This is a genomic window from Candidatus Lokiarchaeum ossiferum, assembly GCA_025839675.1.
In the GTDB taxonomy this organism is placed as follows: Archaea; Asgardarchaeota; Lokiarchaeia; order Sigyniarchaeales; family Promethearchaeaceae; genus Lokiarchaeum; species Lokiarchaeum ossiferum.
Map to the genome: position 1 here is coordinate 2,640,535 of CP104013.1, position 24,897 is coordinate 2,665,431.

The following is a 24,897-nucleotide window of genomic DNA, read 5'->3' on the forward strand; positions in this document are numbered from 1 at the left end:
AGTGAAAGGTGACTATTTATGAGCACAAAAACAATTTCAAAACCAACAGAAACTCCTGAAGTAGATGTCAAAGAAGAATCTGAAAAAAACGATAAAATTCTCTCAGACGCTGAAATCGAACAGAAAGTTTTCCAATATGGTGCACTAATCTCAATAGCCCTTTGGGCGTATATTTTTATAAAAGGTGGAAATGCAGTCTATTTTATCATTCCAGCAATTTGCATCTCACTAACCGTACTTGTCTTATTCGTTCGATATCGAAAAAGAAAAGCACACATGAGTTGGGTAGGAGAATCATTTCGCGAATATAAGACAGAACAATTTAGCCATCATGAGTAATTGAGGAGTAAAATTTTTTTCATTATTCATTCTAAAATTGCCTAAATCAAAATATCAAAGCCATTTTGTAGCGTAATACTATGGCGAGAATAAATTTGTTCCAATAATTCATCCCCTGTAGGTAACATTCGCTCAATAATTTGTTGATCTTCATAATCCGCCTCATTAATGATCCGATCCCGTAATGGCGCAGCCAAATATTTCTCTTGAACTAGTTTATCAATCAATTCCTTTGTAGAATACTCATAATATTTATAAAAGGCATCAAGAGTTGTATAATGAAAATTTTTCCGCACACAATTATGAATCAAATCTTGGGCGTGTTCCGTCATCTGTGCAAGTATTTCTGGATTTTTCTCCAAATACTTAATAATAGGAATTAAAGCAAATTGATCGATTCGTTTGATCAGATGAAACTTTTTAGTTTCTAAGATCCTATTTGAAAGAAGAGCATATCGTTTTTCTACAAGACGATGTTGCCAAAATTTAAGTCGAGATCTTCCCAAGAGCATAATAGTAAATTTAAACTCTATATCAGCATAATTTAACACCAATGACATGCATAAAATGGTCAAAATCATGGCGACAATGGCCCCTAAAAATAGACGTGCATTTGTAGTGATAACTGCAAATATCATAATTCCTAAAAAACACACTATGAAGAAACTACCCCAATAAAAGACATTAATGTTCTGTTCTTCTTCGTGATTATCCATTGAAAAATCTTCCTTCTAAAGAATTGAAAAACAATACGTACTTAAATCTTTTTTTAGGAATGTTTTGATTTCTACCAAGTTCATTTTTTATTGACCTTTCCTAAATATTTATTTTCTTAAATAATCGCTTAAAAATCACTCTTTTTTGCCGATAATTGAATCTAAATTCTAATATCATAGTTTAAATCTTGATCCACAGAATCCACCAAATTTCCAATCCCTTAGGATAAATTTATCTTTTTCAATTATGTAGATCATTTATGACGATCAAAATACGTTGGGGAATACTAGGGTGCGGAAAAATTGCTCATTCATTCGCCCTTTCGATGCAAAAAGTCGAAAATGCCGAAATAGTGGCAGTTGCTTCTAGAACACCAGGAAATGCGGCAAATTTTGCAGAGCAATATCAAGTTCCATCGTTCTTTTGCACTTATGAAGAACTTGTAATGTATCCTGACCTTGATGTGATCTATATTGCTACCACCCATAATTTCCATTATGCGAATATGATCTTGTGTCTAAAGCACAATAAAGCGATTCTATGTGAAAAAGCCTTCACCCTTAACCAAATGCAAGCTGAAAAAATTTTTCGGATTGCTAACGAGAAGCAAATCTTTGTAATGGAGGGAATGTGGATGAAATTCAACCCTTGTTTTAGACACCTCCAAAAATTTATTGCTGAAGGAAATATTGGGGATGTTCGTTTAATAAAAGCAGATTTTGGAGTAAACATCCCTTACGATCCAAAAAATCGTCTCTACAATCGAGAACTCGCCGGAGGTGCCCTTTTAGATTTAGGAATCTATCCCCTTACATTCGCCCAAGCAATATTTGGTCATTCACCGGTGCGTATTGAAAGTACAGCATATCTTGGAGAGACCGGAGTTGATGAAGAATCCTCTTATTTCGTGGAATTTGCGGATAAAAAGCAAGCGATGTTATTTTCATCTTGTCGGGTAGAAACACCTCATGAAGCCACCATTTTTGGGACCACCGGAATGATTAAAGTCCCCGATTTTTTCCATCCTTCCGGTTTTGAGTGGAAGCGTCATAACAAACACAAAGTTCGAAAAGTAGAAGTCCAATATGATTTCCCAGGATATCAGTATGAAATAGAAGAAGTTAATCGTTGTCTTCGAGAAGGAAAACTCGAAAGTGAAATCATGTCACATGCAGATTCAATGGAAATGATGGGGATTATGGATACTTTACGGCACCAATGGAACCTTAAATATCCTGAAGAAATCCAATAACTTTGGATTGTGATAAAAATGGGTCGCGAATGCACTAAACACAATCAAATCGCTTTTTTAGTTTTGTGAGCATTTCCGTATAGAGTCGAAGTTGACTTTTAGTATAATTTTTTATTTTTTTCTCCAATTCTGATTCAGTAAATAACGGTAAATGCAAGAATTGAGTAAAATAATCGGAGTTAATCGGAACGGATGAAACTGTTTCAGGAAAATTTGATACAAAGGCTGCTTGAAGCCGATCATGTTCCTTATACAAAAATTTTTCTTCAAATTCCATAATTTCTTCGTGTCGCTTAATACCACCTTTAATTGATTGCATTTCAAGTCTTAGACGAATATTTTGCCCCATAATATACAAATTTTTAATCAAATCTTCGGTATTAACATACTGACGATTGGGACAAATCGCATCTAACCAAAGGGAGACAAATAGACGATCTCTAGACCCAAAATTAATAGGAAATCCACGACATTCTATCGGACGGATATTATACACAGCACACTTTTCATGTACTAGGAACGGGCACGGAGGACTAATGTAATGAAAATACCCTATCTTCTTAGTTTCAAGATCGGGCTTAATCTTGAGCAGTTTTTCATATTCCTCCTGATATAGGGGGATGTAATACGCCTTACAACATCTTCGATCACACCCCGTACAATCCATAAATGTGAGAGTCGTGAGTATATAATAAAGTAAGTGAACTGGAAAGTGATATTTTTTTTTTCAACATTTAATGAAAAATCAAAACTTATTGTGAATAAAAAATCCCCAATTAGTGAAATTATGCACAAAAATGACATTAATTCAAAAAAACGGTAGTCTCTAATGGTAAATTTGTGAATATATATGCATTAATTGTATGTAGCACGATCCTTTACTGACATTTTCCTTTCTTTAAACGGCGACTTTCTCGATATTGCCAATGAAACATAACCAACCCTTATTACACGAAATTGCAAAGTAGATAATAATGATTCATACCCATTTCTATGGGATGAATTTGTGATAAGGTGAAAATAATGGCTAATGGAATGATGAACAAATTTCTTCACGTCAATTTGTCTTCTAAGACGGTTGAAGAAAAACCAGAATATAATGAGTACATGAAAGAATATCTCGGTGGTTCTGGTGTCGGAACGAAAATTATTTACGAATTAACGAAGGGAAAAGATATTAAAACTATGGATGCCTTCTCGCCAGATAATTTATTGGTGATTGCATCTGGAGCAGGAACGGGAGTAGTAGGGTTTCCATCTCCATCCCGGTATCACGTCATGTGTACAAAATCTCCTCTGACAGGGTCCATTGGATCAGCAAATTCAGGTGGAGCTTGGGGATATCACTTGAAGAAGGGAGGATATGATGGGGTGGTCTTTGAAGGTAAAGCCGAAGGACCCGTTTATTTAGCAGTTCTCGACGGAAAAGTTGAAATTGTAGATGGGACAGATCTTGTAGGAAAGGATGTGTTTGGGAAAACCGATGCTTTGATGGAAAAATATAAAGATCTTGGCTATAAAGTCAGTGTTGCGTGTGTTTCCAATGCCGCAGAAAATGGATCTGAAATGGCCTCTATTATGAATGACTATCATCGTGCTGCCGGTCGTACAGGTGTTGGAGCAGTAATGGCGTCCAAAAATCTTTTGGCAGTGGTCGCTGGTGGTATGCAGACAATTGAACTTGCGGATAAGGATGCCTTCAAAGTAGCATCCAAAGAGGCTTTGGGCAAATTGAAAGAAAACGGATTGACAGGTCAAGGTTTACCCGCGTATGGAACCGCTTTATTAGTGAATGTGATTAATGGAGTCGGCTCTTTACCTCAAAAGAATTGGCAATTTGGTTCCAGTGAAGAATCGGATAAAATTAGTGGAGAAACCTTGGCGAAGGATCACCTTCGGAAGAAAAATCCATGTTGGGGTTGTTCCATTGCTTGTGGAAGGGCTACCAAAGTAGATGATGGTCCTTTTGCCATCGCAGAAACGGAAGGTCCAGAATATGAATCTATCTGGGCTTTTGGTAATGATTGCGGAATTTATGATTTGAAACCAATAATCATGGCCAATCATCTTTGTGACCAATATGGGTTAGATACCATCTCTATGGGGTCCACCGTTGCATGTGCTATGGAATTGGCCGAAAAAGGATTTATCCCCGCTGGTGATTATGCAGGAATTGATCTTAAATTTGGAAGTGGCCAAGGATTAGTAGATGCTATTAAAGCTGCGGGTCAAGGCAAAACAGAATTCGGTAAGCTACTTGCTAAAGGGTCACGACGACTTGCTAAACATTATGGCCATCCAGAACTTTCGATGGAAGTCAAGGGGTTGGATATGCCCGCCTACGATCCAAGAGGAATCAAAGGCATCGGATTGAACTATGCGACCTCCAACAGGGGAGGATGTCATGTAACGGGCTACACAATAGCCCCAGAGATTGCAGGACTTCCGGAGCAGATTGACCGATTAGATTACGAAAGTAAACCTTTCTGGGTCATGGCATTCCAAAATTTGACTGCAATGATAAACTCCAGCGGTTCATGCTTATTCACCTCGTTTGCGCTTGGAGGACCGGATTATGCAAATCTTCTCAACCCAATCATGGGCAAAAGTTACACTGGAGATGACATGTTCGCTATTGGAGATAAAATCTATTGTATGCAAAGAGTTTTGATGGATCGCATGGGAGTTGAGAAAGATACCCTTCCAGACCGGTTACTGAAAACACCCATGCCTGAAGGAGTGTCCAAGGGAGAAATTTGTGAATTGGATAAAATGTTGCCCGAATACTATAAATTACGCGGATGGACCCCTGATGGGAAAGTCTCCGAAGAAAAGATGAAAGAACTCGGAATTTAAACATCGATTTTTTTAAATTTTTCATTTTTCTTTTTTCTTTGTCTGCTTCTTGATAATCACTTCAGAATTGGTAGCCAATTGATCAAATTTAGACAATCCTATTGAATGTTTATGATTCATATCCAGATATTATTATTGGGATGGTTGTGCTCTTCTTACTATGAAAAGGTGGAGGTTACTTGGGATTTATGCGCACTAATCGGAAGTTTTCCAAAAATATTTCTGTCAATGAAAGCGGTGAATGTAATTATCCTGAAGGTAACTGTTTTCCTAATGCGAGGGGATTGAAAAAAGAATCTAAGAAGGCTTTTTCCGTCCAGGAGAAAATTTCGGTGATGAAATCCAGTTCAAAAAATTTAAAAATAGAAATTACACATATGTTTTTACAATTACAGAAGCACTATCATGCTTTACGCGCAAATTAGAGGGAAAATTAACGAGCACGATGATTTATTATTATTTGATATAAAAATAGATAAGAATTAAGCTCTTCTTATGATTTGAGATTTAATATTTATATTCCTTAAAAAATTTTTTAAAGTTTAAGTAAAAGTGTAACCAACGTTATTTTTAATGTGAAAAATATGAGTATCCAATTAGATGAAATAATGAAAAAGAAACCTGGCATAATTCGTTTTGTTAATGCTATTTTAGGTGTCGGAGTCGCTGGAATTTGTATAAATTGGATTTCAGAATATCAGAATACTTTCTGTTATATCATTATTGGCACCATTGCATTTGCATGTATCGTGATCAAAGTGATATTTGAATTTAAGAAAAGACATCCAAAGATACCCCAAAGATTTCCATTACTGCATTTACCATTTGATGAGGGATATGGGGATATAGTAAGTGATAAATCAAGTAATAATTATACAGGTATAATCAACGGTGCGCAATGGGAAAGAGATAATATGGGTTTCAGTTTAAAATTCGATGGAGTGGATGATTTTATAGATATTGAAAGATTTAGATTTCAAGATCAATGTTTTAGTATTAGTTTATGGGTGAAACCTGGAGAAAATCAAGTTTCATGTGCTTGTTTGCTAGATTATAGCCATCATAAAAATCAAAGTAACTGGGCACTTCAACAGTATCACGACAACCAGAATATTTTTAACTTTCCATTTATGTCAAATGGTTGGAAAGAAGGAGGACTTTCTGTATACGTAAATCTAACAGCTCAAGAGTGGCAGTTACTAACAATAACTTTCAATTTGGGAGAAATAAAAAACTACATAAATGCAAATTTAGTAAATTCGGGTAATTTAGGAGGTAAAATTCAATATAACTCAATTTCTACTCTCCGAATAGGAGGTGTTATTGATCTAAAAAGATATTTTAATGGCTCTCTTGCCGATATTCGGATTTATAACACCATTTTGAATCAAATCGAAATAGAAAAACTATATGCAAAAAAAAGGAAGGAACAAAAGCGACTTTCAAAAATAGAGCAGAAACGTCAGCTAAATATTGGTAAAAAGAAAAAGACAGAGAACCAAAGAAAATGAAAGAACTCATATTTAATTAAGAATTCTTCATTTTTCTACTTTTTTAATTATTTTTAAGTTTCATCATCAAAATAATCATCAACTGGATGAAATTTCCAGATATGAAACTCATTTATAGAAAATATCTTTGCTGATTCATGGGTCAAAAAATTTAAAAATAGAAATAACATATATGTTTTTAACCCCACAGTTTTGATCCTTCAATTATAACGAAATATTGAAAAACAAGAGGAAAATGGAAATGAAGCGAAATCTTGGCGCTATGGAAAAAATGTTTTACAATTACAAAAGCACTATCATGCTTTACGCGCAAATTAGAGGAAAAATTAACGCAGAGAGATTAAAAACAGTCTTACGAAAGCTCCAAGATCGCCACCCAATGATGAAAGTCACCATCAACTTAGACGAAGCAGGTCAGCCAATGTTTATTACAAATAATCATCTTGAAATACCTTATAAATTAATCACAAACACTTCGGTGGAAACATGGGTACAAACGGCGGAAAAAGAATTAACTCGTCCATTCAAAATTGAGCAAGAATTATTATGGAAGGTGGTGGCACTCACATCTTCCCATGATTTCAAAATTAGTGAGGAATTTGAGCTGTTAGTCTTTGCAGATCACTGTTTAGCAGATGGGATGTCCTTTATGTTTCTTCTTCGAGATTTATTGGAAATTCTATCTAATCCCGATAAAGAAGTGATTCCATTAGGAGATTTTCCTGCAGTGGACGATATGCTTCCCCCAGAAATAATTAACCAAATTCAGAAAATTGAGCAAAGATCGCATGAAATAACCGACATCCAATCGGAGGTTACTTCAACAATCCCTCAACCGATAGAAGATACCAAAATTCCATCGAGAGAATCCCAGAAACTTGGACTCATTCCATGGACTATGAATTCTGAAATATACGGAAAATTCCGAGATCGTTGCAAATTGGAGGGAATTACACAATATTCTGGATTATGCACGGCATTATTGTTAGCATTTGACCGTGACCCCCCACGAATCAATATTCCTGTAGACATACGGAATTATCTAAAACAGGACGTTGGAGAATCGATTGGATTTTATATCTCGTCGATCAATTTGGGATTGAAAGTAAGGCAAGTGAAGCGATTTTGGAAAATGGCCCAGAAATTTAATTCTCGACTCAAGCAAAATCTTAAAATCGCTCAACTTTTTAATTGGTTTTTACTTGAAAAATCAGCCTATGCCAAAGCAATTAAATCGGTCTTGAAAAATGATCCTCTCACGACATTTTGGGTATCGAACCTTGGATCATTAAAAATTCCGGTTATATATGGAGACTATGAGGTAACATCCATGAGGTTTGCTTTTCCAAATTACCAAGAATTAGGAGTAACCATAAATAGCGTAAAAGATCAACTGTTCCTAACAATCTCGTTTCCTTTCATGGTATATTCCAAAGAAACGATAAACGGAAAAATTAAAAATTTGACCGAAATTCTCCAATCAGCAATCGAAATACCCAACGAGTAATACTTCAATAAGGGGATGAAAAAAAGGAACTAGGAAATATATTTTTTTACCGATTCCAATAATTCAAAGTACATCTGTTTGTACAATCTGAGTTCATTTTCTAATTGTTGAATACGATCTTCCCGTTCAGTTTCCTGTTTCACTTCTACATGTAAATTTTGCAATGTAGTATTGGACATACCAGAGCCATATTTGATTTTTAAATTGACTTGGATATCACGATAGGATACACCCATAATTAGTAGACGCTTGGTAAATGCGATTTTCTCCTCACTAGATTTTCCGATTTTGATCCCTTCTTATGATTTCAAGTTTTTTTAAATATCGCGATCCATTTTTCCTTGGTTTAGAGAAGTTAAGATCTTCTGGTGTTCAGTAACTATTTGTTGAGGAGTTTTGGAAACTAAATCGTGTTGGAATATTCTATTTCCGCAATGAGGGCAAAATAACGAAATTGAATGGGACAAATGACTCAAAATGGATTCATCGATTTTTGTATCGCATTGAGGACACTGATATTGCGAAAAATTTGATCGTGGAGAGCTAATATCTTCCTGATAATATGGAGGGAGATTATTGGGACCAGTTTCAGGGATGAGAGAGGGAATAAAGGTCAATTGCTGACACATATTATAAAATTTCAAGCGAAACATTATTGCGATATTAACTCCAAAAAATATAGTTGGAATATATTGTAAAAGGGAAGGGAGAGCGAGATGATCAACGACTACACGGGTTGTGTGTGTAATGCTTGCCGATAACCAAAAAATCATGTTCACCAATCCAAAAATTACCAAAAAATGAAGGACGACACTTTTTTGATCTTGAAGATTAAAAAAGTGATTGATTTTTACCGAAATATATATTCCATATAAGATCGAGACTGGAAAGACAATAAAATTATTCCATAATGACAGAAGACTAAAAATCAGGGCTCCACCAACGATTAAAAGGGATAGCTGAGGATTGGCTTTTTGTTGTGTCAAATAATATTGATTGAGCTCTTCCTTCTGAGAAATTTTTATCGATAAGAAATAAATAATCAAGAATACACCATTGAAAATCAGAAAGAACCATATCAAGGTATTATCCATAGGCTCAATCTGCCAAGTTGTGTATAAAAATAAATCCAAGCAAATAATAACAAATTTAATGATCTCTTCTGGAATATTGGATTCAGTTGGAAGCAGTAAGCTATTTTTGATGTTATGAGTGAAGGTATTGAGCATGAAATAATAATAAATGCAGAAGGCGAACAAAGGAATAAAAACAGCAAGGGCTAGCCCTTCATCAAAATCAGTAACAGACATTTCGATACGATATGCATGAATAAAAAGAGCAAATCCCGCCAAACTGAATATCCAAAGAAGGGTACTTTCTATGAGATGTTGATAAAATTGTTTATAGTTCATCGTCATCATTTTTTTTTTAGTTAATAATTATCAAAATAATGGTAGATAAGCTATTAAAGTGTTATCATTTTTAGCTATTTTTATGCATTATGAGTCATTATAATATTCTTTAATCCATTTAAACCACTTTTATTTCATTATCACATAGAATCAAATGATAACACTACTTGCATTATTGATATGATTTTTGAGGAACAAAATTGGGAATCATTTTTAATAAAAATTAGAGAAATATCCTAAAAACCATTGGAAAATTGATTGTTCCTTCTCATAATTAATGGAATGGAGTCAAAAATGTACTAAAAATTGATTTAAAACCACATCACCTTCAAACTTGTATTGCTTATTCAGAAATGTTTTTGTTCCTCAATGAGGATTTGAAGTTAGAGAAATCCAAAATATTTTCTTTATCGCCGTAAATGGAACTATTTCCGTCAATTCAACTTTTCAAGTAGGAATTTATCCATTGGAAGTAATTATCACGCACACTTCAGGATATGAGTTACGAGTAGTAATAATAGTATCAATCAACGATTTTCCGCCAATAAACACGAAAGTATCAGATATAATAACTTCCACAGTGCTAAAAGATACAACCGAGTTATCGGATGGGGAAGATATTTGTTTGAAAATTTCGGAATTTTCCTCATTATTGATTTTTGGTTTCAGTCTGATTGGAGCATTGAGCCTATTATGGAGAAGGAAAAAGGAAGGATTAGACAGATAATCCGAATTTTTTTCAATATTTAAATCAATAGTTGATACTACAGTGTTTTTTTTTCAATAATAAATCTAAAAGATCAGAATTTATAGGACGTAACAGTCTTATAATTACGACGATGGTGAACTGGACTCTTTTTGCGTTGAATGATTTACTGACGACATTTGTGATGTTTGTGTTATTCTTTGTCGTCTTGTCCAGTTACATCCGCACCAGATATCGTCATCTGGCGATATTATCATTACTCTTCTTTTCTGTGGCTATAGCGAATTTGCTGTTTACTATAGCAAATCTATATTTATCCTACACAATTTTTGCGATGTTCATCATTTTTATGAGTATCGAGGTATTATTTACAAATTGGTTTGTAGATTTCGTGTGTCGCGAAAGAGTTAATACACCCAAAATGGTTTTATGGGCATTTCTAGCAGGAATGATGATCATCAGTGCTTTTGATTTTGAAAATACTTTTTCTTTGTTTGAATATACAGGTGGTATTTTCCAGATCTCCTATAAAGAAGGAAATCTGCAAATTTTGTTTTCATTGATGTCACTTTTCTGGGCAGGGCTTTTATTATTCTTAACTTTACGTATTTATTTTGAAGTGCCAAAACATTTAAAACAAACTTCATTCCATGCATTAATTGCAACATTAGTAATCATAATTAGGGGAATTTTTACATATCAGTTCAATTTGATAAGTCCTTTTATTAACACAGGTCTTTCAATTATAGGTTTCGGCTATCTTACTTACTATTTCATTAAATTTCCGGAACTGGCATTTATGGTCCCATTTAAAACACTCCACTTACATATTTTAGAAATTAAATCAGGAATGACAATATACTCCTATAATTGGCGAGAAAGTAATGCAACACCGATAGTTAATGATACATTATTTTCAGGTTTATGCACTGGGTTGGATGCCATTTTCAATGCAACTCTTCAAAAGGGAAATATCCATGAGATTCATCTCGAGAAGGCCGTATTATTGTTACAAAGAGAAGCGAATTCTCCTTTGCTATTTATTATCATCTCTACAAAAGCATCTAAATCATTGCGAAAGGCATTAAAATCCTTTACAAAACGGTTTAACAAGGCATTTACACAAGAGATTGAGGAAATGGAGAAGGGTGTAATAAATAAAGCCCATTTTCGAAAAGCAACGGATTTATTAGGAGATTTCTTTCCATTCATTCCAGATTATATGCATGAGATAAAAAAAACTGCAAATCGTAAAAATTTTTTAGTTTCTTTGGATGAAGGCAAATAAACGCTGAATAAAATAGTATCGCACGTATAGAGATTGATAATTGAGTTAAAAGGTAGAAACTCTTAATCTTTTTTTTTCTGGGACATTCAATGCAGAAATACTGAACCATAAATTAAGGAATCCGATCAGAAAGTTCCTTTGGAAAGTGTTCAAGAAGAAGCTTTTTAGAGAATGAAGTTCAAAGTAGTAGTACAGAGGTATTAATATGACTGAAGAAAATAAGTTTTGTCCAAGCTGTGGGGCCTCCATTGACGGAGTGCAATTTTGTCAACAATGTGGTTTTCAAGTCAACCAAAAATCTCTAGAAAAACCCATTGAAGGAAACGTCACAGCAACGAATAACAGCCCAACTACCACCACTACTGCATCTCCAAATTATAATCCCAGTACGTGGAATACATTAGAACCATTTATTTCCTTAGCGGGAAAATTAAGTTGGATTTTAATTGTACTTAACATAATAGTAAGTATAATTGTAGCAGCAGTGAATTTAGCCGAATATGGATATGTTGGCGCATTTGTCTGGGCAATTATCGGAGGAGCAATCTCCTTAGCATTGGCAGGCATTTTTATAAAACCTTTTGCTATCATGTGTGGTAAAAAAGATTGGGAAGGATTAATTAACGATGTTTGGAAATTTGGTAAATATCGAGTCCCTAAAATGTTAGTGCTTGGAATCATCTTGGAAATTTTTACTGATGGATGGGGAGGACTATTGGTATTAATTCCTGCAGTATTAATTTTAATCTTGGGTCCCGTGAAGCATCAATGGGAAGCATAATTTTTTTAAATCATTTTTTATTTTATTGAAAAAAATCCCTGAAAATATCCCTCAGAGCGTTTTCTTAAGTTCAGTCAAGATTTGAGTAATATATTGATGATGCTTCCTAAAAATATCTTCTGTGGAGCAGGATTTATTGAAAATCATCATAATTACGACTTTGGGACTTAATCCAACGACAAATACCACTCCAAAAGCAGTTTTGATCAAAATTTCAGAAAATAGGGGAATATTTTCTGGAAATTGTGCTTTTTGATCAATGACTTGAAGCAGATCTTGAGAATAAACATCAATGGTAGCAAGTAATTTTGAAATAAGAGGAACCATCCGAGTTTGATCGATGTTTGGAGGAGATTTGGGAGAAGTTAGAAGTTGTCCAGTGGAGGAAACGAGGAACACCGTATTAATTTCATCCATCAATTCTAATATTTTTATCAATGTTTGGATTTCAGGAATTTGTGCTTCTGGAAACGAGTAGGTTGGAAAACGAGTTTCCCGTTCTTTTTTCCGTTTAACCCATCTCGCGAGAGTCATTTGAGAGACTTCAAATTCCTTCACAGTCTCTTCATAAGTATGGGTTTCCAAAAAAAGTAAAATTTCTTTTCGTTCTTTTGCTGAATAGCGTTTTCCATGTGACAATTTTTTTACACCTTTGTCAATGGGACTAACACTTCACATTAAACTTATTTAAATAACTACCACTATTTAAAAGTAACTAACACAAATAATCATTGAATATCTGAAAATCATGTTAAGAAGTGTTAGTTCGATTTGAATAGTGGTAGTTTAAACCACGCGAATAATACTTTAAGGTTGAGACGATAAAGTTCAATCATGAATGGATATGATCCATTTAAAAAATCAACACTACTCCCCAGTTATCGAGAGCTCATAGAAACATCGGAATTGACCCAATCCAAAAAGTTCCATATCTCCAGTCAAGAAGATCAGATTATAATCTATTATTACAATTTAATAAAAATCATTGTCTTTGGATGCTTTATTATCTTTTTAGTGGGAGTTTGGATTATTAATCTGGTTTTTTTTCACCCATCATGGTTTGGATTGGTGATTATGAGCTTTTCGATTGGGATTGGAATAATAATAGATTATTTTGTTTTTTTGTCAAGAGCGTTTTTCCTCCAACCATTAATAATTGATTGCGATAAGGAAAAAATAATTACAGGAATTCAAACAATTCAATTTCAAGAGATCCAAAGAATGGTGTTGATTCAAACCGCTTCGGAATTTATGAGCGGCGGAAAACAGTTTTTCAATCTTTTCTTACAAGGGACCAACCCTGAACAGAAAGTTCAACTCTACCCTGCTTTCTTTCCATCTCGACAGATTTTCATTAACTTCGGAAAATTTATGGATCAAATATTCGTCCTGCATGGGCTATCCAAGAAAATGGATTATAAAAATGTGGAATTTACCAATAATTTCGAACATTTTCCCCTTATCGATTGATGAAGTTGTATAGGGTGAGGTGAGATTTCTTTTTTGTATTATTATGCGTTGTTTTTTGAATCCCCCTACTTTAAAATAAACAAGGATTTATTATGTCGGATATCCCAACCTACCCTGAAATACTACAAATAGAAATATCTACACTCTGTAATTTTAGTTGTGCAATGTGTCTACGAAATGGGCGCGAAAATCATTCAAAATCAATTGATATATCCCTATATCGCAAGATAGCCAAAGAAGCATTTCCAAATGTGAAAAAAATTGTTCTATACGGAGTAGGCGAACCACTAATGCACCCCGATTTTTTAGAAATTTTGAAAATTACCAGAAAACATCTCCCTCCCACAGGATTAATTGATTTTACCACAAATGGAGCATTGTTGACTCCAGAATTGCTAACTCAAATTCTTCCATATGGAATCAATCGAATTGTCGTATCATTGGATACCTCTAATTTCAACCGTTTGCAAAAAATGCGAGAAGGAGCAAGTGAGGATGTATTAAACAATTTGAAAAATCTTTCAACCTTCCGACAAAGCAACAAAATTCAAGAGTTGGCCATCGAATCCGTAGTAATGCGATCAAATCTTTATGATCTACCGGATTTAATTGAATTTTGTCATAATTTGAAAGTGGATTCTATTTTTATTTCTCATGTACTACCTTATCATGAAGAAATGATTAAAGAAACACTTTACATTCCCCAATCAAAAGAAAGTTGGGAAATATCCCGTCAAATTTTGGAAGAGACGTGGGATCACTTTTCAAGCCTTATTCAAAGCACATTATACACAAAAGCAAACAAGGGAGGGCCAGAAAAGTTACTGGCAAAATCTAAAGCAAAAATCACCCTCGCACGCGAATCGGGGATTGATATCAATCTTCCCGCAATCATTGGAAATTATCAGAAATTGGCGATTATTGAAGATACTAAACGAATTTTCCATGAAGTGCAAACTTTGGCTGATGATTATCAAATTCGTTTAGAACTCCCTTTTATTTTTCCCGATTTAACGCGACGAGAATGCCCTTATGCGGCTAAGAAGGCTATACTGATAAATGTTCAAGGCGAGCTAGTCCCTTGCTATAATTTATTACACTCTCATCAAATTCATGTGAACGATCACATCCGGGATGAAATACCTTTCCAATATGGTAGCCTAGCAACCCATTCCATTGAAGAATTATATAATTCGAAAAAATTCACCGAATTGAAGAAGTTTTTAAGGGACATGAGAAAAACCGCTGAATGGTGTGGAGATTGCACATATTCAAGTTTAGATTGTTTTTATATCAATACCAATGAAAATGATTGTTTGGGAAACTCTCCAAATTGTAACGAGTGTTTATTCAGTGTTGGAATTGTGAAATGTATTTTTTGAAATGAATTATAGAGAAAAGGAAAAAAAAAATTTTTTCTGTTGATGTAGGACGAGTGCCTTTACTTCCTTTTATGGGGTACTAACGCTTGTACTTCGTGAAGACCAGCTAAATAGATAGTATTACCAATCATGGGGATGAAGAGTGATATTATTACCCCTATTCTCATATGTGCACTAGAAAGCGATAACAGTTTGGAATCTTCTGGACGATTCGCATTGGAAATGGTTTCGCTTAATAATCCATCTAAATACCCAATTAATTTATAATGTAAAATTTTCATTAGTATAAGATTGAATACACTTAAAATAGAGGAAATAACTAAAAGACGATAATTTGAGCTAAATATTTTGTACATGAAAGCAGGACCATTGATGACATGGAAGTCATAAGCAGTATGTAAATAATTAAAATTGAACATAAATATTGTAAGGAGAACTCCTTGAATTATCATGAAAAGAAATATCAGCAAAAGAAATAGTTTATATTGCTTAAATCCTGCTTGAAACGAAACAAAATTTGAATCTACAAATATTTTTACGGCACTAAAAGAAAAACCGATAAAACTAACTACACCAAGGATTACAAAACTAATCCAGATTGGTTCAGTTATGTGATGAATCGATTTTACAGTGTCAGTATTAACAGAAGTTATATATAGCGGAATAAGGAGAAATACCCACACATTACACAATATTTCTAATGGATAGAGCAAAATTCTGGAAAAAAAGTAATGTTTTAGAGGTTTATTGGACATTTTAAGTATTGATTCCATATATTACAAATCGATTTTTTATTTAAAAGAGATGAGGAAAGACTTTCGAACTTTCATATTTTTTGGGAAATAAAATAGTTAACTTATCAACTATTTTTCACGGGAGATGGTTGGAAAAACACCCCACAATTGGAACAGAATCTCGCATTATCTTCCGATCGTTGAGAACCACAACATTGGCAGAATCGCTCGCGATTCCAAGTTTTTTTAGGAGAACTTATTTCCATTTGTTGATTTAAGTGCATAGAATTTGTTGAATTCTCCCTTTCCAAGGTATCAGATTTAAGATTTGTATCACGAAAATTCCCCAATTTCTTGAAACCGTTTCCCGATCTGGCAATGCCAACATTGAATAGCGCATCCCCCAAGGGTACTGATACAAATGAAATAATGCATCCCAATTTCATCAAATTTAAACCTGATTCAAGGGAAATCAACTCAAAATTTGTTGGATCAGCATAAACTTGAACCTTTATCCATAGGTTTAACTCAATAATCGATAGGATTGAGAAAACTTTTGTGATCAAAAAGACGAACACAATCAGCATCCCTAATATACCTAAAGAAATTATTTGGCCAGTATTAGTATTTCGCCGGTAGGTTCCGTAATAATCATAATATCCTGATGATTGATTAGTCATTTGGAGTAGTAGAGCAATGAAAACGAGAATCATGAGTATCAAGAAAGCCATGAAACAGAGTCGCAAAATTTCATAGCGGTTTGCCTTCTTGAAGTGGAAATCATTAATTTGAGCGCTTGTATTCCGCATTTGATAAACATATCTGAAATATTTCACAATCACTGGAAATCCAAAGATAATTATACCACCCCCCAATATTAAAGGAATTGCGACACCATAATCATCCAATACATAAGAGATTCCACTCGATGTCAGCATTGAAGGTAATAAATAAGCAACAATTACAGAAAAAAGCGCTTTGAAGGGATAATACACCCAGTAAGGCACGAGTAAATCTTGAATGGCATTTCCAAAATCATGTAAGGCATTATTCCGATACGATTTAATTTCATCAGATGTTGATTGCATTTTTATCAATCAAAATATCTTCATTTGTTATATAAAGAAATGAGGTAAGAAGATAGAACGTTTCTAGAAGTTCAGCAAAACCAATAGCTTTACAAAAGACTTATTGGGAAAAAATATAACTTCTATTTACTGAAAAAGTTACAAAAATGTGGAAATATCATGAGTGATATACAAACTACAAAATACAATAACATATATAAAAAATATCATAAAGCAGATTTCGGGAAGTGCGATGTTTGTGGACGTGCGATTCCTGCATATTACTTAGGAAAATCGAAATTTAAAGCCCACTCACTGCAAAAGCATCATGTATGCTTAAAAGATGACAAAGCCCATATTCAATTTTATATGGATACGGATGATGATTATGTTCTCTATGAAACATATAGACGATTGAGAAAATTACGATTGCAATTTATGGAGAAATATCTGTTTCCGGTAATTTTCGTGGCACTATTTATTTCATGGACAATTGGATGGGGAATTTATATTGATGAACGAACTCGTTATTATAGAGACGCCACATTAGGAATTTTAATGATACTGTTAGGCATTCTTCTACTGTTTATTGGAATTAGTATCGGAATATTTAGAAGCGATAAGGCCAGGGCAATTTTAGGTGATAAAAAGGATTCTGCCTTCTCTCTATTGAAAGAACGAACAATTCTTATCCAAAATCCTCTTCTCAAACTCTATGTTAAAAATTATCGCCCATTAATCACCACTAATGAATGCACATTGTGCGGAAGACCCATACCTGCATATTATTTAAGTAAAAAACGTGGATATTTACCAAATCTACAAGCATACAATGTATGCCTGAATGGTGATTCACAGCATCTACAATTTTATTTAGAGCAAGATGATAAGCATTTAACTAGTGATGTTTACCGGCGATTATCTGCCCTACTTACTAATTTCATTTCATTTATCATTTTTGGTTGTATATTATTTCCACTTGCTATTTTGATTTGTGGAATTGCTAGTTTAGTTTTATTATCAAGTAGTTATGAATTAGAAACAGGAATTATCTTGCTTCTTATTTCTATACTCCTTTCTATCGTTGATTATAATTTATTCCATGAATATTTAGAATATCGGAAGATTTTGGGCTATTTTGATAGGGAAAGGTATCAAACTTTGAAAGAACGTTATTTATTTGAACGAAAGACCTTCTATATCGGCGATAAACGCAACCGACAAAATCTTGATCAGATTCCAACTGAAATTCGAATGAAACGACTGGAAAATTTATTTGAAGTGAGTAATAATGTCAAGATCAACGACGTCGCACAAATTTTAGGATTAAGTCGTATTGAATTGATAACTACCTTATTGGATAATAAAGATAATTTATCCGGCTTCAAATTAGAACAAGATACCCTGATTATCTCCAATGCAAAAGATTTGACAGGATTTATGTTAGTATTAGACAAAGATTTTCAAGATTGGGAGAATAATGAATCTTCGAATCAAGGAAAGGTTTCTACTTTGGAACAATCTAAGGAAATTGATATTGAGTAATTCATTTTTTCTTTCTTCTTTATTTTAACTAGCAAAACTTATTTTAGATCTGACCGCGAAATAATATTGATGGGCGCTTCATTTACCCTACGGGTACAATTTTTTGCGAATTTACGAGAAATTATCGGTATTAAGGAAACTTCCATCAATTTTTCCGAAAATCAATCAGTGGATGATCTTTTACAAATTCTCCGTAAATCCTATCCGAATGGTGAAGAATTTTATCAAAATGTAGTGGACGAAGCCAATCAAAACCTCCAACCCTATGTGAAGATAATAATTGATGGGCGAATCCTCTTCAATAATATCGCTTTGAACACAATAATCTCTCCAGATGTTAAGACCATTCTTATTTTTCCCCCTGTCGGAGGAGGTTAGATTTGGGCTATGAATATCACACTGAAATTATATGCAAATTTACCTAAAATCTTTGGATTTAAGGAAAAAACCTATAGGTTCTCATCCCCAACATCGGTGGATCAATTTTTCACCTTTTTAAAGCAAACAAATACTACGATTGACCAATATATTTCAAAACTTCTTTCTTTACCTGAAAAACAAAGAAAAAATTTCATCCATGTCGCATCTAATTCAATTTGTGATCTAAAACAGAATGGGAAAGATCAACATCATAAATCGATTACGATATCACTATTTCCGCCTATGAGCGGGGGATAATTCGGAAAAAAAAGTCCATGGAATATTTATTTTAATTCTTGGACAAGTAATATTCTTGGATAATCTTTTTCAGGATTATCCGAAAGCATCAACGCACCTCCTGAAGCATCAATGAAACTTTTATAAAAAGTTTGAATATTATAAACTCCTGCAGGGAGTTCCTCTGTTTCATAATAGAGATGAATATGATCTGTACGAATGCGATAATAACTGATATCATTTTCATCATCTACACTAATAACTAAGGTGGAAATGTTACCAACTCCTTCAATTGCCAAAATGATTTGGAAACTAATAACTCGATCTGCCGTACTTGTCAAGGAGAGAGATGTAGGTGTAGAAAAGACAGCAGAAATTCGAGAATTCTCCTGAATTGTAATATTCATTTTGGTTCCAGGTATCTCCAGAAGTGATGTTTGAGAACTTTGTATGTATGCATGATCAGTAAACTGTTGATATTTGGATTGAAGAAGAATTCCTTCATCTGCTGTTAAATTATCCGCTGTAATAAAATCTTTGATATCATCTTGGGTTACAAGATCTGCATTATCACTTTTTAAGGTTGGATAGAGATAAGGAAAGGCAATATACATACCAGATCCGGTGATTATAACGGATAAGAAGATTGCACCAAGTAATTGTCCCATGTCTTTCATAGTTTTCACTTTAATTTATTGGTATAAATTTTAAACCAATAGCAATAAATTTGCGTTTCACCTTATTAGTCTTTTCCTTTCGTGGCTCTATTAATTATCCCTTTCAATAATTTTACTATTAAAATTCAAAATCCTGTGGATGGAAAATAGAAAAAAAGTGATTTCTTCAAAAAAGAAATTTTTTTACTTTCCCCGCCACTTCGGATCTTCTTTATCGAAAAATGAAGCAACTCCGATCTTGAAATCTTTCGTATTTATTAACACCGAATTCACCATGGCCTCTCGATCTAGCCCTTCAGCACAGGATTCTGTGTATAATGCATCTATCATTCGTTTTCCCATTCCAACTGCAAGAGGAGCAGCCCGAAGAAGAGATTGAACCATAGAATTTACATCACCCTCTAAATCTTCAGGAGTATTTGCAACTCCATTTAAGAATCCCATGCGAAATCCTTCAATTGCATTCACCAATCGTCCCGCTAAACATAGTTCCTTTGTGTGGGAAACATTCACTAAACGCGAAAGTCGTGTTGATCCACCAAGATCGGGAATGATACCAAGATAGGATTCCTTCATTTGAAATGTAGATTGAGTCGTTGCATAACGAAAATCGCAAGCAAGAGCGAGTTCAAATCCAGATCCATAGCAAATTCCATCGATGACGGCAATAACCGGTATTTCGAGAGTTGCAATCTTAGTAAAAATGTTTTGCAATGTGGTTTTCATACCGTAACGAAAGGGTGACCCAGTAAAATCAAATTTTGGTGCCGTAGGATCTTGTCCAGCTAAAAATTTCAAATCTATTCCTGCAGAAAAGACTTTTGCTTTGCTTTTGAGTAAGATAATCCGCACTTTTTTATTGAAACTTAGTGCATCAAGATGGTCTGCGAGTTGAGAAAATATCGCCCAATTTAGAGCATTCATTTTTTCAGGACGATTTAACCACAAAGTGGCAATTTGTCCGGTATCATCCATTTCAAGTAAAACTTTAGGTTCTTGCACCATGATGTATGACAATTGGTAGGGGATCTAGAAAAAGCTTCAGTTTTCAAATTCAGAAAAATTAAAAAAAAATACATTAAGATTACATCTTATTGCCTAGCAACTGTTTAGTTAACATTAGCATAAATTTAGCATTTCCAACCTTCTTCTTTAATATATTCAAGTAGAGCTGAGCACTGTTCTTTGGTGGAACTTTGACTTTTTTATTCCTTTCTAAAACAATTGCTTCTTTAGGACACGTTGGAACGCAGATACCACACCCAATACATCGCGTATAATCAACTATACTCTTTTTATCCACAATTTGAATGGCATCCATTTGGCACCGTTGTTTGCAACGACCACACCCAATGCAGAGATCTTCATGAACAATCGCATGATAATTAGTTGCAAAATACTGAACAGGATTATCAAGGGGCTTAGCTGAAGAAAGAATTTCACAACAACATCCACAACACAAACATATAGCAAATAATTTTTGAGTGTTGGAAGGTTGAACCACGAGTCCATCCTTTTCAGCATTAATTAAGATTGTTTTACATTCATCTTTGGTGATCATTCTCCCCCACCCCTTTTGAACATAACTGCGTGCAGCACTACCAAAAACTAAACAAATTTCACGGTTTTTAGTCACCTTACAAGGGTTTCCTAAAAGATCTTCCCCTTGTTTGCATATACAATTTGCCACTGCAATGGGTTTTGTATATTCATTAATTATAGCTCGAATATCATCATAAGTGCTAATTGGGAGATCCGGAGCAATGCTTCCTTCCGTAGGGATCGTTCGCAACTGAGGAATTTTTGTTTGCAAAATCTCATCGCGGAAAGCTTCATCTAAATATTTTTTAAAAAGAGCATAGAATTCCTTCGTCATGCGGTTAACTTGAAATTCAAAAATACCGATGGCGAGAAAGGTAACTGCATAATACTTTATTCCACTTCTATTTATATGAGTCGTTATCAAACCTCTATCACCTAAAGAATCTAGAGTTGATTCCAATCCTTCAATAGAAATGTGATGTTTTTGAAGTCGTTTAATTATTGTAGGGAGATTTTCTGGAGCCAATTTTAAATGAATGGTTATTTCTGCTTCTTCTGGAGTAAAAAGCATCTTCAAAAGATCTATATCAGAGCCAGATTCGGTTGAAGGATAACCAATTGGAAGTTTATCCAACCTTTGTTGTAGTTTTCGGTAAATGTTATTGTTTTCAGCCATCATGACACTACTATTGGTAGAACTAATAAATTTTTTTTCCTAATATTACTGAATTTGAAAGTTTTTTAATTAATTTAAGTCAAATATCAACTATGAAATTACCATTAGCCAACATAAAGATTTTAGATCTAACGAGACTACTTCCCGGACCTTATTGTACAATGATTCTTGCAGATTTGGGAGCGAAAGTAATACGAATAGAAGAGCCCAATTTTTCCTACCCAACCTCTGTTCCATGTTATCAAAAAGGAAATATCAAACAACCTATCTTTGATACGATTTTAATGCGAAATAAGGAATCAATCAGATTAAATCTGAAGAAATCAGACGAGAGAGCAAAATTTCTGGTTTTAGCACAAACTGCAGATGTTATCATAGAAGGATTTCGTCCAGGAATAACTAAGAAATTAGGAATTGATTATAACACGGTAAGAAAATTAAATCAACAGATAATATACTGTTCTCTTACAGGATATGGTCAATCGGGACCCCATAGCGATTTTCCCAGCCATGATATTAACTTCGCAGGGCTATCGGGAAACCTTTTTGTGCCCTATCAAAAAACAGAAAAAAATCAAGGACAAGAACACAAACCACCTCAACTCCCCATGTATCAAATTTCAGATATTAGTGGAGGTTTTTATTCCGCAATTGGGATTCTTGGAGCAATAATTGAACGAAGGAATAATTCAGATCACAAGGGACAGTACATCGACATCTCAATGTTAGATAGTGCTTTTGCATTCAATCCACTCGGCATTGCATCAGTTTTAGCGAATAATCTAAAATCTTTAAGCAATTTTAATGGAAATACTCCAAATTATACAATATACCGCACAAAAGATGGGAAATATATGGCAATTGGCAGTTTGGAACAAAAGTTTTGGTTTCAATTATGCGATACTTTGGGGCTTTCAGAATTGAAATCGCAACTAAATGTCCTTGAAGATGAAAAAGAAAAAATATACTCATTGTTAAGTCAAAAATTCAGCACAAAAACTCAAGAAGAATGGAAATCAATTTTTCACAAAGTTCAAGCGTGTGTTTCCCCAGTGTTGGAATATTCCGAAGCTATAAATCACGAACAATTACGATTTCGCAATATGATTACAGAAGAATTCCATCCACATTTTGGAAAGATTTTAAATTTAGGAACTCCAATCAAGTATTCCCGTACCCCGCTTTCCATTCGAAAATCCGCTCCGTTAGCAGGAGAAGATACAAATGAAATACTCAATGAATTTCAGATTTCAAAATAAGAAGAAAAAAGGGAACGAGGCAAATAATTTATTTGATTTAGCAAGATGGCTAATATAATCATCCAGTATTCTTTTTTATTTGAATTATTTAATTTTTCAGTATTTTTTTTCGTATGAGGACAGTAAACCATTCAACTGAAAACTTATACTTTGATCTTTTCCATAGCGTAGTAATACCATACCATAAAGATAATTGCATCGCAACAAATGTAAACACTTCCAGATGTAATATAAAGGATGTCTGTGGTAGCAGTTTCCAAAGAGGGATGAACCACAACATATTGAGAAGGCATAACACACTCTCAAACATATAGACTGTCATAGTGACACTTCCATATTGACGAAAGATACGAGTCCTTTTTCGCAGAATTTCTGGTGAGGTAGAGGAGAATTCAATTTTTTTTATGAAAAGAAGGGTTAAGATTTGAATAACTGCAAAATCGAGAAGTTGGATTTCAAGAGGAAGAAACAGACCAAATGAATCAGGGGAAAGACTAAATCCATTTAATAATACAACTATACCAGCAGCTCCAAGAAAGATTATTGCTAAAAATCCACAAGACTTCTTAAAGAAGGCATAGTTTTCTCCTTGAGCAAATGCAAAGCCATAGATAATCCCAACAAATCCAAATGCAAAATTAGGGAAAATGCTCTGAGGAGGCCCTACAATGAGTTTTAATAGTAGAGTAATCCCATATTGACCCGCATTGAGACTTTCCCAGAAAAGATCATCGAAAACCAAATGTAGTATAGGAGAAAGGATAAACCATCCAAAAACCAAGCCAAAAAGTATCATTAAATTACGTTTAGGCTTATAAAAACCTTCTTTACATAATAAAAGGCTAATTAAGCCCACATTAAAAATTCCACTCATGGCGATAAGACCGATCGCATCAGTTTGGAAAAAGACCTCATAATTGATGGGAAGTATTTTTCCCGTTTCAATAATACCAGTTAGGATCGTGTGTTGTACGGTACCATTCCAATGAAGCCCATAATGAAAAAGAAATACATGAAGAAGTGAGGCACCAAGTAAAACGGCATAATTGATGAGATTCTTTTTAATAATGCGGAGTAACATGGGATTTCTAAACGAGATCGAGGTTGGATTTTCAGATAAAGTATGTATTTCTTTTTGGGATTGGATGAATTTCTGAACATCTAAATAAAAGTTATACGATAATGCACTTGCTGAGATCTGAACAAATACTGGTGCACAAGTCGCGATGATGATAATTGGAGATAAAATAATAATGGCAACAATCGAAAAGTCTTCTAAAGCAATTAGGCTCATATCCCAAAACATTAGATGAGAAAAAGCGTGAGCGATGATAATGACACATGTATAAAAGCCTCGAGAAGTGTCTAAACTTAAAAGACGTTTCCGTTGAGTTCCTTCCATAAAGAAAAAAACTTAGCACTTCACAAAAAACTTTCCAAAAATTAAGTTCTCAATAAATAACTTCAAAAAAAAAATTGAAACATATAAATCATTTAATAAATGGAATAAAAGTAATTT

At 34.1% G+C, this 24,897-nt stretch carries 26 protein-coding genes; 15 read left to right on the forward strand and 11 right to left on the reverse strand.

Annotated features, from left to right (window positions below):
• The first annotated feature begins 18 nt into the window (after positions 1 to 18).
• Entirely contained in the window at positions 19 to 339 is a 321-nt protein-coding gene (locus NEF87_RS11040) for a hypothetical protein (RefSeq protein ID WP_457919847.1), read from the forward strand.
• 41 nt (positions 340 to 380) lie between these two features.
• Here NEF87_RS11040 and NEF87_RS11045 read toward each other — a convergent pair whose 3' ends face one another.
• Complete coding sequence (locus NEF87_RS11045) at positions 381 to 1,055, reverse strand: hypothetical protein (RefSeq protein WP_371806607.1); 675 nt, start codon at positions 1,053 to 1,055, stop codon at positions 381 to 383.
• A gap of 260 nt (positions 1,056 to 1,315) precedes the next feature.
• On the opposite strand from NEF87_RS11045, the gene NEF87_RS11050 reads away from it, so the two are divergent.
• Entirely contained in the window at positions 1,316 to 2,308 is a 993-nt protein-coding gene (locus NEF87_RS11050) for a Gfo/Idh/MocA family protein (protein WP_457919848.1), read from the forward strand.
• Positions 2,309 to 2,342: 34 nt separating this feature from the next.
• Here NEF87_RS11050 and NEF87_RS11055 read toward each other — a convergent pair whose 3' ends face one another.
• Positions 2,343 to 2,975 (reverse strand): YkgJ family cysteine cluster protein, encoded by a 633-nt coding sequence (locus tag NEF87_RS11055; protein WP_457919849.1) that lies wholly within the window; start codon positions 2,973 to 2,975, stop codon positions 2,343 to 2,345.
• Between the two features lie 356 nt (positions 2,976 to 3,331).
• On the opposite strand from NEF87_RS11055, the gene NEF87_RS11060 reads away from it, so the two are divergent.
• From NEF87_RS11060 to NEF87_RS11075, 4 genes are all read left to right on the forward strand, one after another.
• Positions 3,332 to 5,164, forward strand: coding sequence for an aldehyde ferredoxin oxidoreductase family protein (locus NEF87_RS11060; protein WP_457919850.1), 1,833 nt, complete (start codon positions 3,332 to 3,334; stop codon positions 5,162 to 5,164).
• Positions 5,165 to 5,343: 179 nt separating this feature from the next.
• Positions 5,344 to 5,589 (forward strand): hypothetical protein, encoded by a 246-nt coding sequence (locus NEF87_RS11065; RefSeq protein WP_457919851.1) that lies wholly within the window; start codon positions 5,344 to 5,346, stop codon positions 5,587 to 5,589.
• Positions 5,590 to 5,748: 159 nt separating this feature from the next.
• Complete coding sequence (locus NEF87_RS11070; RefSeq protein ID WP_457919852.1) at positions 5,749 to 6,675, forward strand: LamG domain-containing protein; 927 nt, start codon at positions 5,749 to 5,751, stop codon at positions 6,673 to 6,675.
• A 241-nt stretch (positions 6,676 to 6,916) separates the two neighbouring features.
• On the forward strand, positions 6,917 to 8,182 hold the full coding sequence (locus tag NEF87_RS11075) for a condensation domain-containing protein (protein ID WP_457919853.1): 1,266 nt from the start codon (positions 6,917 to 6,919) through the stop codon (positions 8,180 to 8,182).
• A gap of 29 nt (positions 8,183 to 8,211) precedes the next feature.
• On the opposite strand, the gene NEF87_RS11080 is transcribed toward NEF87_RS11075, so the two are convergent.
• Both NEF87_RS11080 and NEF87_RS11085 read right to left on the reverse strand, forming a co-directional pair.
• Complete coding sequence (locus NEF87_RS11080; protein ID WP_457919854.1) at positions 8,212 to 8,361, reverse strand: hypothetical protein; 150 nt, start codon at positions 8,359 to 8,361, stop codon at positions 8,212 to 8,214.
• A gap of 138 nt (positions 8,362 to 8,499) precedes the next feature.
• Positions 8,500 to 9,594 carry a hypothetical protein gene (locus tag NEF87_RS11085; RefSeq protein WP_457919855.1) on the reverse strand — a complete coding sequence of 365 codons (1,095 nt, stop codon included), beginning with the start codon at positions 9,592 to 9,594 and terminating at the stop codon, positions 8,500 to 8,502.
• A gap of 466 nt (positions 9,595 to 10,060) precedes the next feature.
• On the opposite strand from NEF87_RS11085, the gene NEF87_RS11090 reads away from it, so the two are divergent.
• The 3 genes from NEF87_RS11090 to NEF87_RS11100 all read left to right on the forward strand — a co-directional run bounded on the left by NEF87_RS11090 (position 10,061) and on the right by NEF87_RS11100 (position 12,369).
• Complete coding sequence (locus NEF87_RS11090; RefSeq protein ID WP_457919856.1) at positions 10,061 to 10,321, forward strand: LPXTG cell wall anchor domain-containing protein; 261 nt, start codon at positions 10,061 to 10,063, stop codon at positions 10,319 to 10,321.
• Between the two features lie 112 nt (positions 10,322 to 10,433).
• A complete protein-coding gene (locus tag NEF87_RS11095) occupies positions 10,434 to 11,588 on the forward strand; it encodes a hypothetical protein (RefSeq protein ID WP_457919857.1) in 1,155 nt (384 codons plus the stop codon).
• Between the two features lie 205 nt (positions 11,589 to 11,793).
• Positions 11,794 to 12,369, forward strand: a complete 576-nt coding sequence (locus NEF87_RS11100) for a hypothetical protein (RefSeq protein ID WP_457919858.1) — start codon at positions 11,794 to 11,796, stop codon at positions 12,367 to 12,369.
• 51 nt (positions 12,370 to 12,420) lie between these two features.
• Here the strand turns inward: NEF87_RS11100 and NEF87_RS11105 are convergent, their stop codons facing one another.
• On the reverse strand, positions 12,421 to 13,008 hold the full coding sequence (locus NEF87_RS11105) for a hypothetical protein (RefSeq protein ID WP_457919859.1): 588 nt from the start codon (positions 13,006 to 13,008) through the stop codon (positions 12,421 to 12,423).
• Between the two features lie 195 nt (positions 13,009 to 13,203).
• Between NEF87_RS11105 and NEF87_RS11110 the strand changes: the two genes are divergently transcribed.
• Together NEF87_RS11110 and NEF87_RS11115 are read left to right on the forward strand one after the other, a co-directional pair.
• Complete coding sequence (locus tag NEF87_RS11110) at positions 13,204 to 13,839, forward strand: hypothetical protein (protein ID WP_457919860.1); 636 nt, start codon at positions 13,204 to 13,206, stop codon at positions 13,837 to 13,839.
• A 92-nt stretch (positions 13,840 to 13,931) separates the two neighbouring features.
• Entirely contained in the window at positions 13,932 to 15,221 is a 1,290-nt protein-coding gene (locus NEF87_RS11115) for a radical SAM/SPASM domain-containing protein (RefSeq protein WP_457919861.1), read from the forward strand.
• A gap of 59 nt (positions 15,222 to 15,280) precedes the next feature.
• Here the strand turns inward: NEF87_RS11115 and NEF87_RS11120 are convergent, their stop codons facing one another.
• The gene (locus NEF87_RS11120) at positions 15,281 to 15,994 is read right to left on the reverse strand and encodes a hypothetical protein (RefSeq protein WP_457919862.1); all 714 of its coding nucleotides are present in this window, start codon (positions 15,992 to 15,994) and stop codon (positions 15,281 to 15,283) included.
• Positions 15,995 to 16,080: 86 nt separating this feature from the next.
• On the reverse strand, positions 16,081 to 17,043 hold the full coding sequence (locus tag NEF87_RS11125; protein WP_457919863.1) for a zinc ribbon domain-containing protein: 963 nt from the start codon (positions 17,041 to 17,043) through the stop codon (positions 16,081 to 16,083).
• A gap of 159 nt (positions 17,044 to 17,202) precedes the next feature.
• Between NEF87_RS11125 and NEF87_RS11130 the strand changes: the two genes are divergently transcribed.
• The 3 genes from NEF87_RS11130 (at position 17,203) to NEF87_RS11140 (ending at position 19,245) form a co-directional block, all read left to right on the forward strand.
• Positions 17,203 to 18,567, forward strand: coding sequence for a hypothetical protein (locus NEF87_RS11130; protein WP_457919864.1), 1,365 nt, complete (start codon positions 17,203 to 17,205; stop codon positions 18,565 to 18,567).
• Positions 18,568 to 18,636: 69 nt separating this feature from the next.
• Positions 18,637 to 18,945, forward strand: a complete 309-nt coding sequence (locus NEF87_RS11135) for a MoaD/ThiS family protein (RefSeq protein ID WP_457919865.1) — start codon at positions 18,637 to 18,639, stop codon at positions 18,943 to 18,945.
• 9 nt (positions 18,946 to 18,954) lie between these two features.
• On the forward strand, positions 18,955 to 19,245 hold the full coding sequence (locus NEF87_RS11140; protein ID WP_371806625.1) for a hypothetical protein: 291 nt from the start codon (positions 18,955 to 18,957) through the stop codon (positions 19,243 to 19,245).
• Positions 19,246 to 19,271: 26 nt separating this feature from the next.
• Here the strand turns inward: NEF87_RS11140 and NEF87_RS11145 are convergent, their stop codons facing one another.
• From NEF87_RS11145 to NEF87_RS11155, 3 genes are all read right to left on the reverse strand, one after another.
• Positions 19,272 to 19,901 carry a hypothetical protein gene (locus tag NEF87_RS11145; RefSeq protein WP_371806626.1) on the reverse strand — a complete coding sequence of 210 codons (630 nt, stop codon included), beginning with the start codon at positions 19,899 to 19,901 and terminating at the stop codon, positions 19,272 to 19,274.
• Between the two features lie 183 nt (positions 19,902 to 20,084).
• Positions 20,085 to 20,906, reverse strand: coding sequence for an enoyl-CoA hydratase/isomerase family protein (locus tag NEF87_RS11150; RefSeq protein WP_457919866.1), 822 nt, complete (start codon positions 20,904 to 20,906; stop codon positions 20,085 to 20,087).
• Between the two features lie 79 nt (positions 20,907 to 20,985).
• On the reverse strand, positions 20,986 to 22,119 hold the full coding sequence (locus tag NEF87_RS11155; RefSeq protein WP_457919867.1) for a 4Fe-4S binding protein: 1,134 nt from the start codon (positions 22,117 to 22,119) through the stop codon (positions 20,986 to 20,988).
• A gap of 92 nt (positions 22,120 to 22,211) precedes the next feature.
• On the opposite strand from NEF87_RS11155, the gene NEF87_RS11160 reads away from it, so the two are divergent.
• A complete protein-coding gene (locus tag NEF87_RS11160; protein ID WP_457919868.1) occupies positions 22,212 to 23,378 on the forward strand; it encodes a CaiB/BaiF CoA transferase family protein in 1,167 nt (388 codons plus the stop codon).
• An 88-nt stretch (positions 23,379 to 23,466) separates the two neighbouring features.
• On the opposite strand, the gene NEF87_RS11165 is transcribed toward NEF87_RS11160, so the two are convergent.
• Positions 23,467 to 24,780 carry a hypothetical protein gene (locus tag NEF87_RS11165; protein ID WP_457919869.1) on the reverse strand — a complete coding sequence of 438 codons (1,314 nt, stop codon included), beginning with the start codon at positions 24,778 to 24,780 and terminating at the stop codon, positions 23,467 to 23,469.
• Positions 24,781 to 24,897: the final 117 nt, after the last annotated feature.

What these genes read in the sequence shown, in the direction of transcription:
- NEF87_RS11160 (WP_457919868.1), top strand. Translation starts at nt 22,212, where the DNA reads ATGAAATTACCATTAGCCAACATAAAGATTTTAGATCTAACGAGACTA.
- NEF87_RS11085 (WP_457919855.1), bottom strand. Translation starts at nt 9,594, where the DNA reads ATGAACTATAAACAATTTTATCAACATCTCATAGAAAGTACCCTTCTT.
- NEF87_RS11070 (WP_457919852.1), top strand. Translation starts at nt 5,749, where the DNA reads ATGAGTATCCAATTAGATGAAATAATGAAAAAGAAACCTGGCATAATT.
- NEF87_RS11135 (WP_457919865.1), top strand. Translation starts at nt 18,637, where the DNA reads ATGGGCGCTTCATTTACCCTACGGGTACAATTTTTTGCGAATTTACGA.
- NEF87_RS11050 (WP_457919848.1), top strand. Translation starts at nt 1,316, where the DNA reads ATGACGATCAAAATACGTTGGGGAATACTAGGGTGCGGAAAAATTGCT.
- NEF87_RS11075 (WP_457919853.1), top strand. Translation starts at nt 6,917, where the DNA reads ATGAAGCGAAATCTTGGCGCTATGGAAAAAATGTTTTACAATTACAAA.
- NEF87_RS11120 (WP_457919862.1), bottom strand. Translation starts at nt 15,994, where the DNA reads ATGGAATCAATACTTAAAATGTCCAATAAACCTCTAAAACATTACTTT.
- NEF87_RS11040 (WP_457919847.1), top strand. Translation starts at nt 19, where the DNA reads ATGAGCACAAAAACAATTTCAAAACCAACAGAAACTCCTGAAGTAGAT.
- NEF87_RS11080 (WP_457919854.1), bottom strand. Translation starts at nt 8,361, where the DNA reads ATGTCCAATACTACATTGCAAAATTTACATGTAGAAGTGAAACAGGAA.
- NEF87_RS11100 (WP_457919858.1), top strand. Translation starts at nt 11,794, where the DNA reads ATGACTGAAGAAAATAAGTTTTGTCCAAGCTGTGGGGCCTCCATTGAC.
- NEF87_RS11115 (WP_457919861.1), top strand. Translation starts at nt 13,932, where the DNA reads ATGTCGGATATCCCAACCTACCCTGAAATACTACAAATAGAAATATCT.
- NEF87_RS11055 (WP_457919849.1), bottom strand. Translation starts at nt 2,975, where the DNA reads ATGGATTGTACGGGGTGTGATCGAAGATGTTGTAAGGCGTATTACATC.
- NEF87_RS11095 (WP_457919857.1), top strand. Translation starts at nt 10,434, where the DNA reads ATGGTGAACTGGACTCTTTTTGCGTTGAATGATTTACTGACGACATTT.
- NEF87_RS11130 (WP_457919864.1), top strand. Translation starts at nt 17,203, where the DNA reads ATGAGTGATATACAAACTACAAAATACAATAACATATATAAAAAATAT.
- NEF87_RS11140 (WP_371806625.1), top strand. Translation starts at nt 18,955, where the DNA reads ATGAATATCACACTGAAATTATATGCAAATTTACCTAAAATCTTTGGA.
- NEF87_RS11045 (WP_371806607.1), bottom strand. Translation starts at nt 1,055, where the DNA reads ATGGATAATCACGAAGAAGAACAGAACATTAATGTCTTTTATTGGGGT.
- NEF87_RS11110 (WP_457919860.1), top strand. Translation starts at nt 13,204, where the DNA reads ATGAATGGATATGATCCATTTAAAAAATCAACACTACTCCCCAGTTAT.
- NEF87_RS11155 (WP_457919867.1), bottom strand. Translation starts at nt 22,119, where the DNA reads ATGGCTGAAAACAATAACATTTACCGAAAACTACAACAAAGGTTGGAT.
- NEF87_RS11165 (WP_457919869.1), bottom strand. Translation starts at nt 24,780, where the DNA reads ATGGAAGGAACTCAACGGAAACGTCTTTTAAGTTTAGACACTTCTCGA.
- NEF87_RS11145 (WP_371806626.1), bottom strand. Translation starts at nt 19,901, where the DNA reads ATGAAAGACATGGGACAATTACTTGGTGCAATCTTCTTATCCGTTATA.
- NEF87_RS11150 (WP_457919866.1), bottom strand. Translation starts at nt 20,906, where the DNA reads ATGGTGCAAGAACCTAAAGTTTTACTTGAAATGGATGATACCGGACAA.
- NEF87_RS11060 (WP_457919850.1), top strand. Translation starts at nt 3,332, where the DNA reads ATGGCTAATGGAATGATGAACAAATTTCTTCACGTCAATTTGTCTTCT.
- NEF87_RS11125 (WP_457919863.1), bottom strand. Translation starts at nt 17,043, where the DNA reads ATGCAATCAACATCTGATGAAATTAAATCGTATCGGAATAATGCCTTA.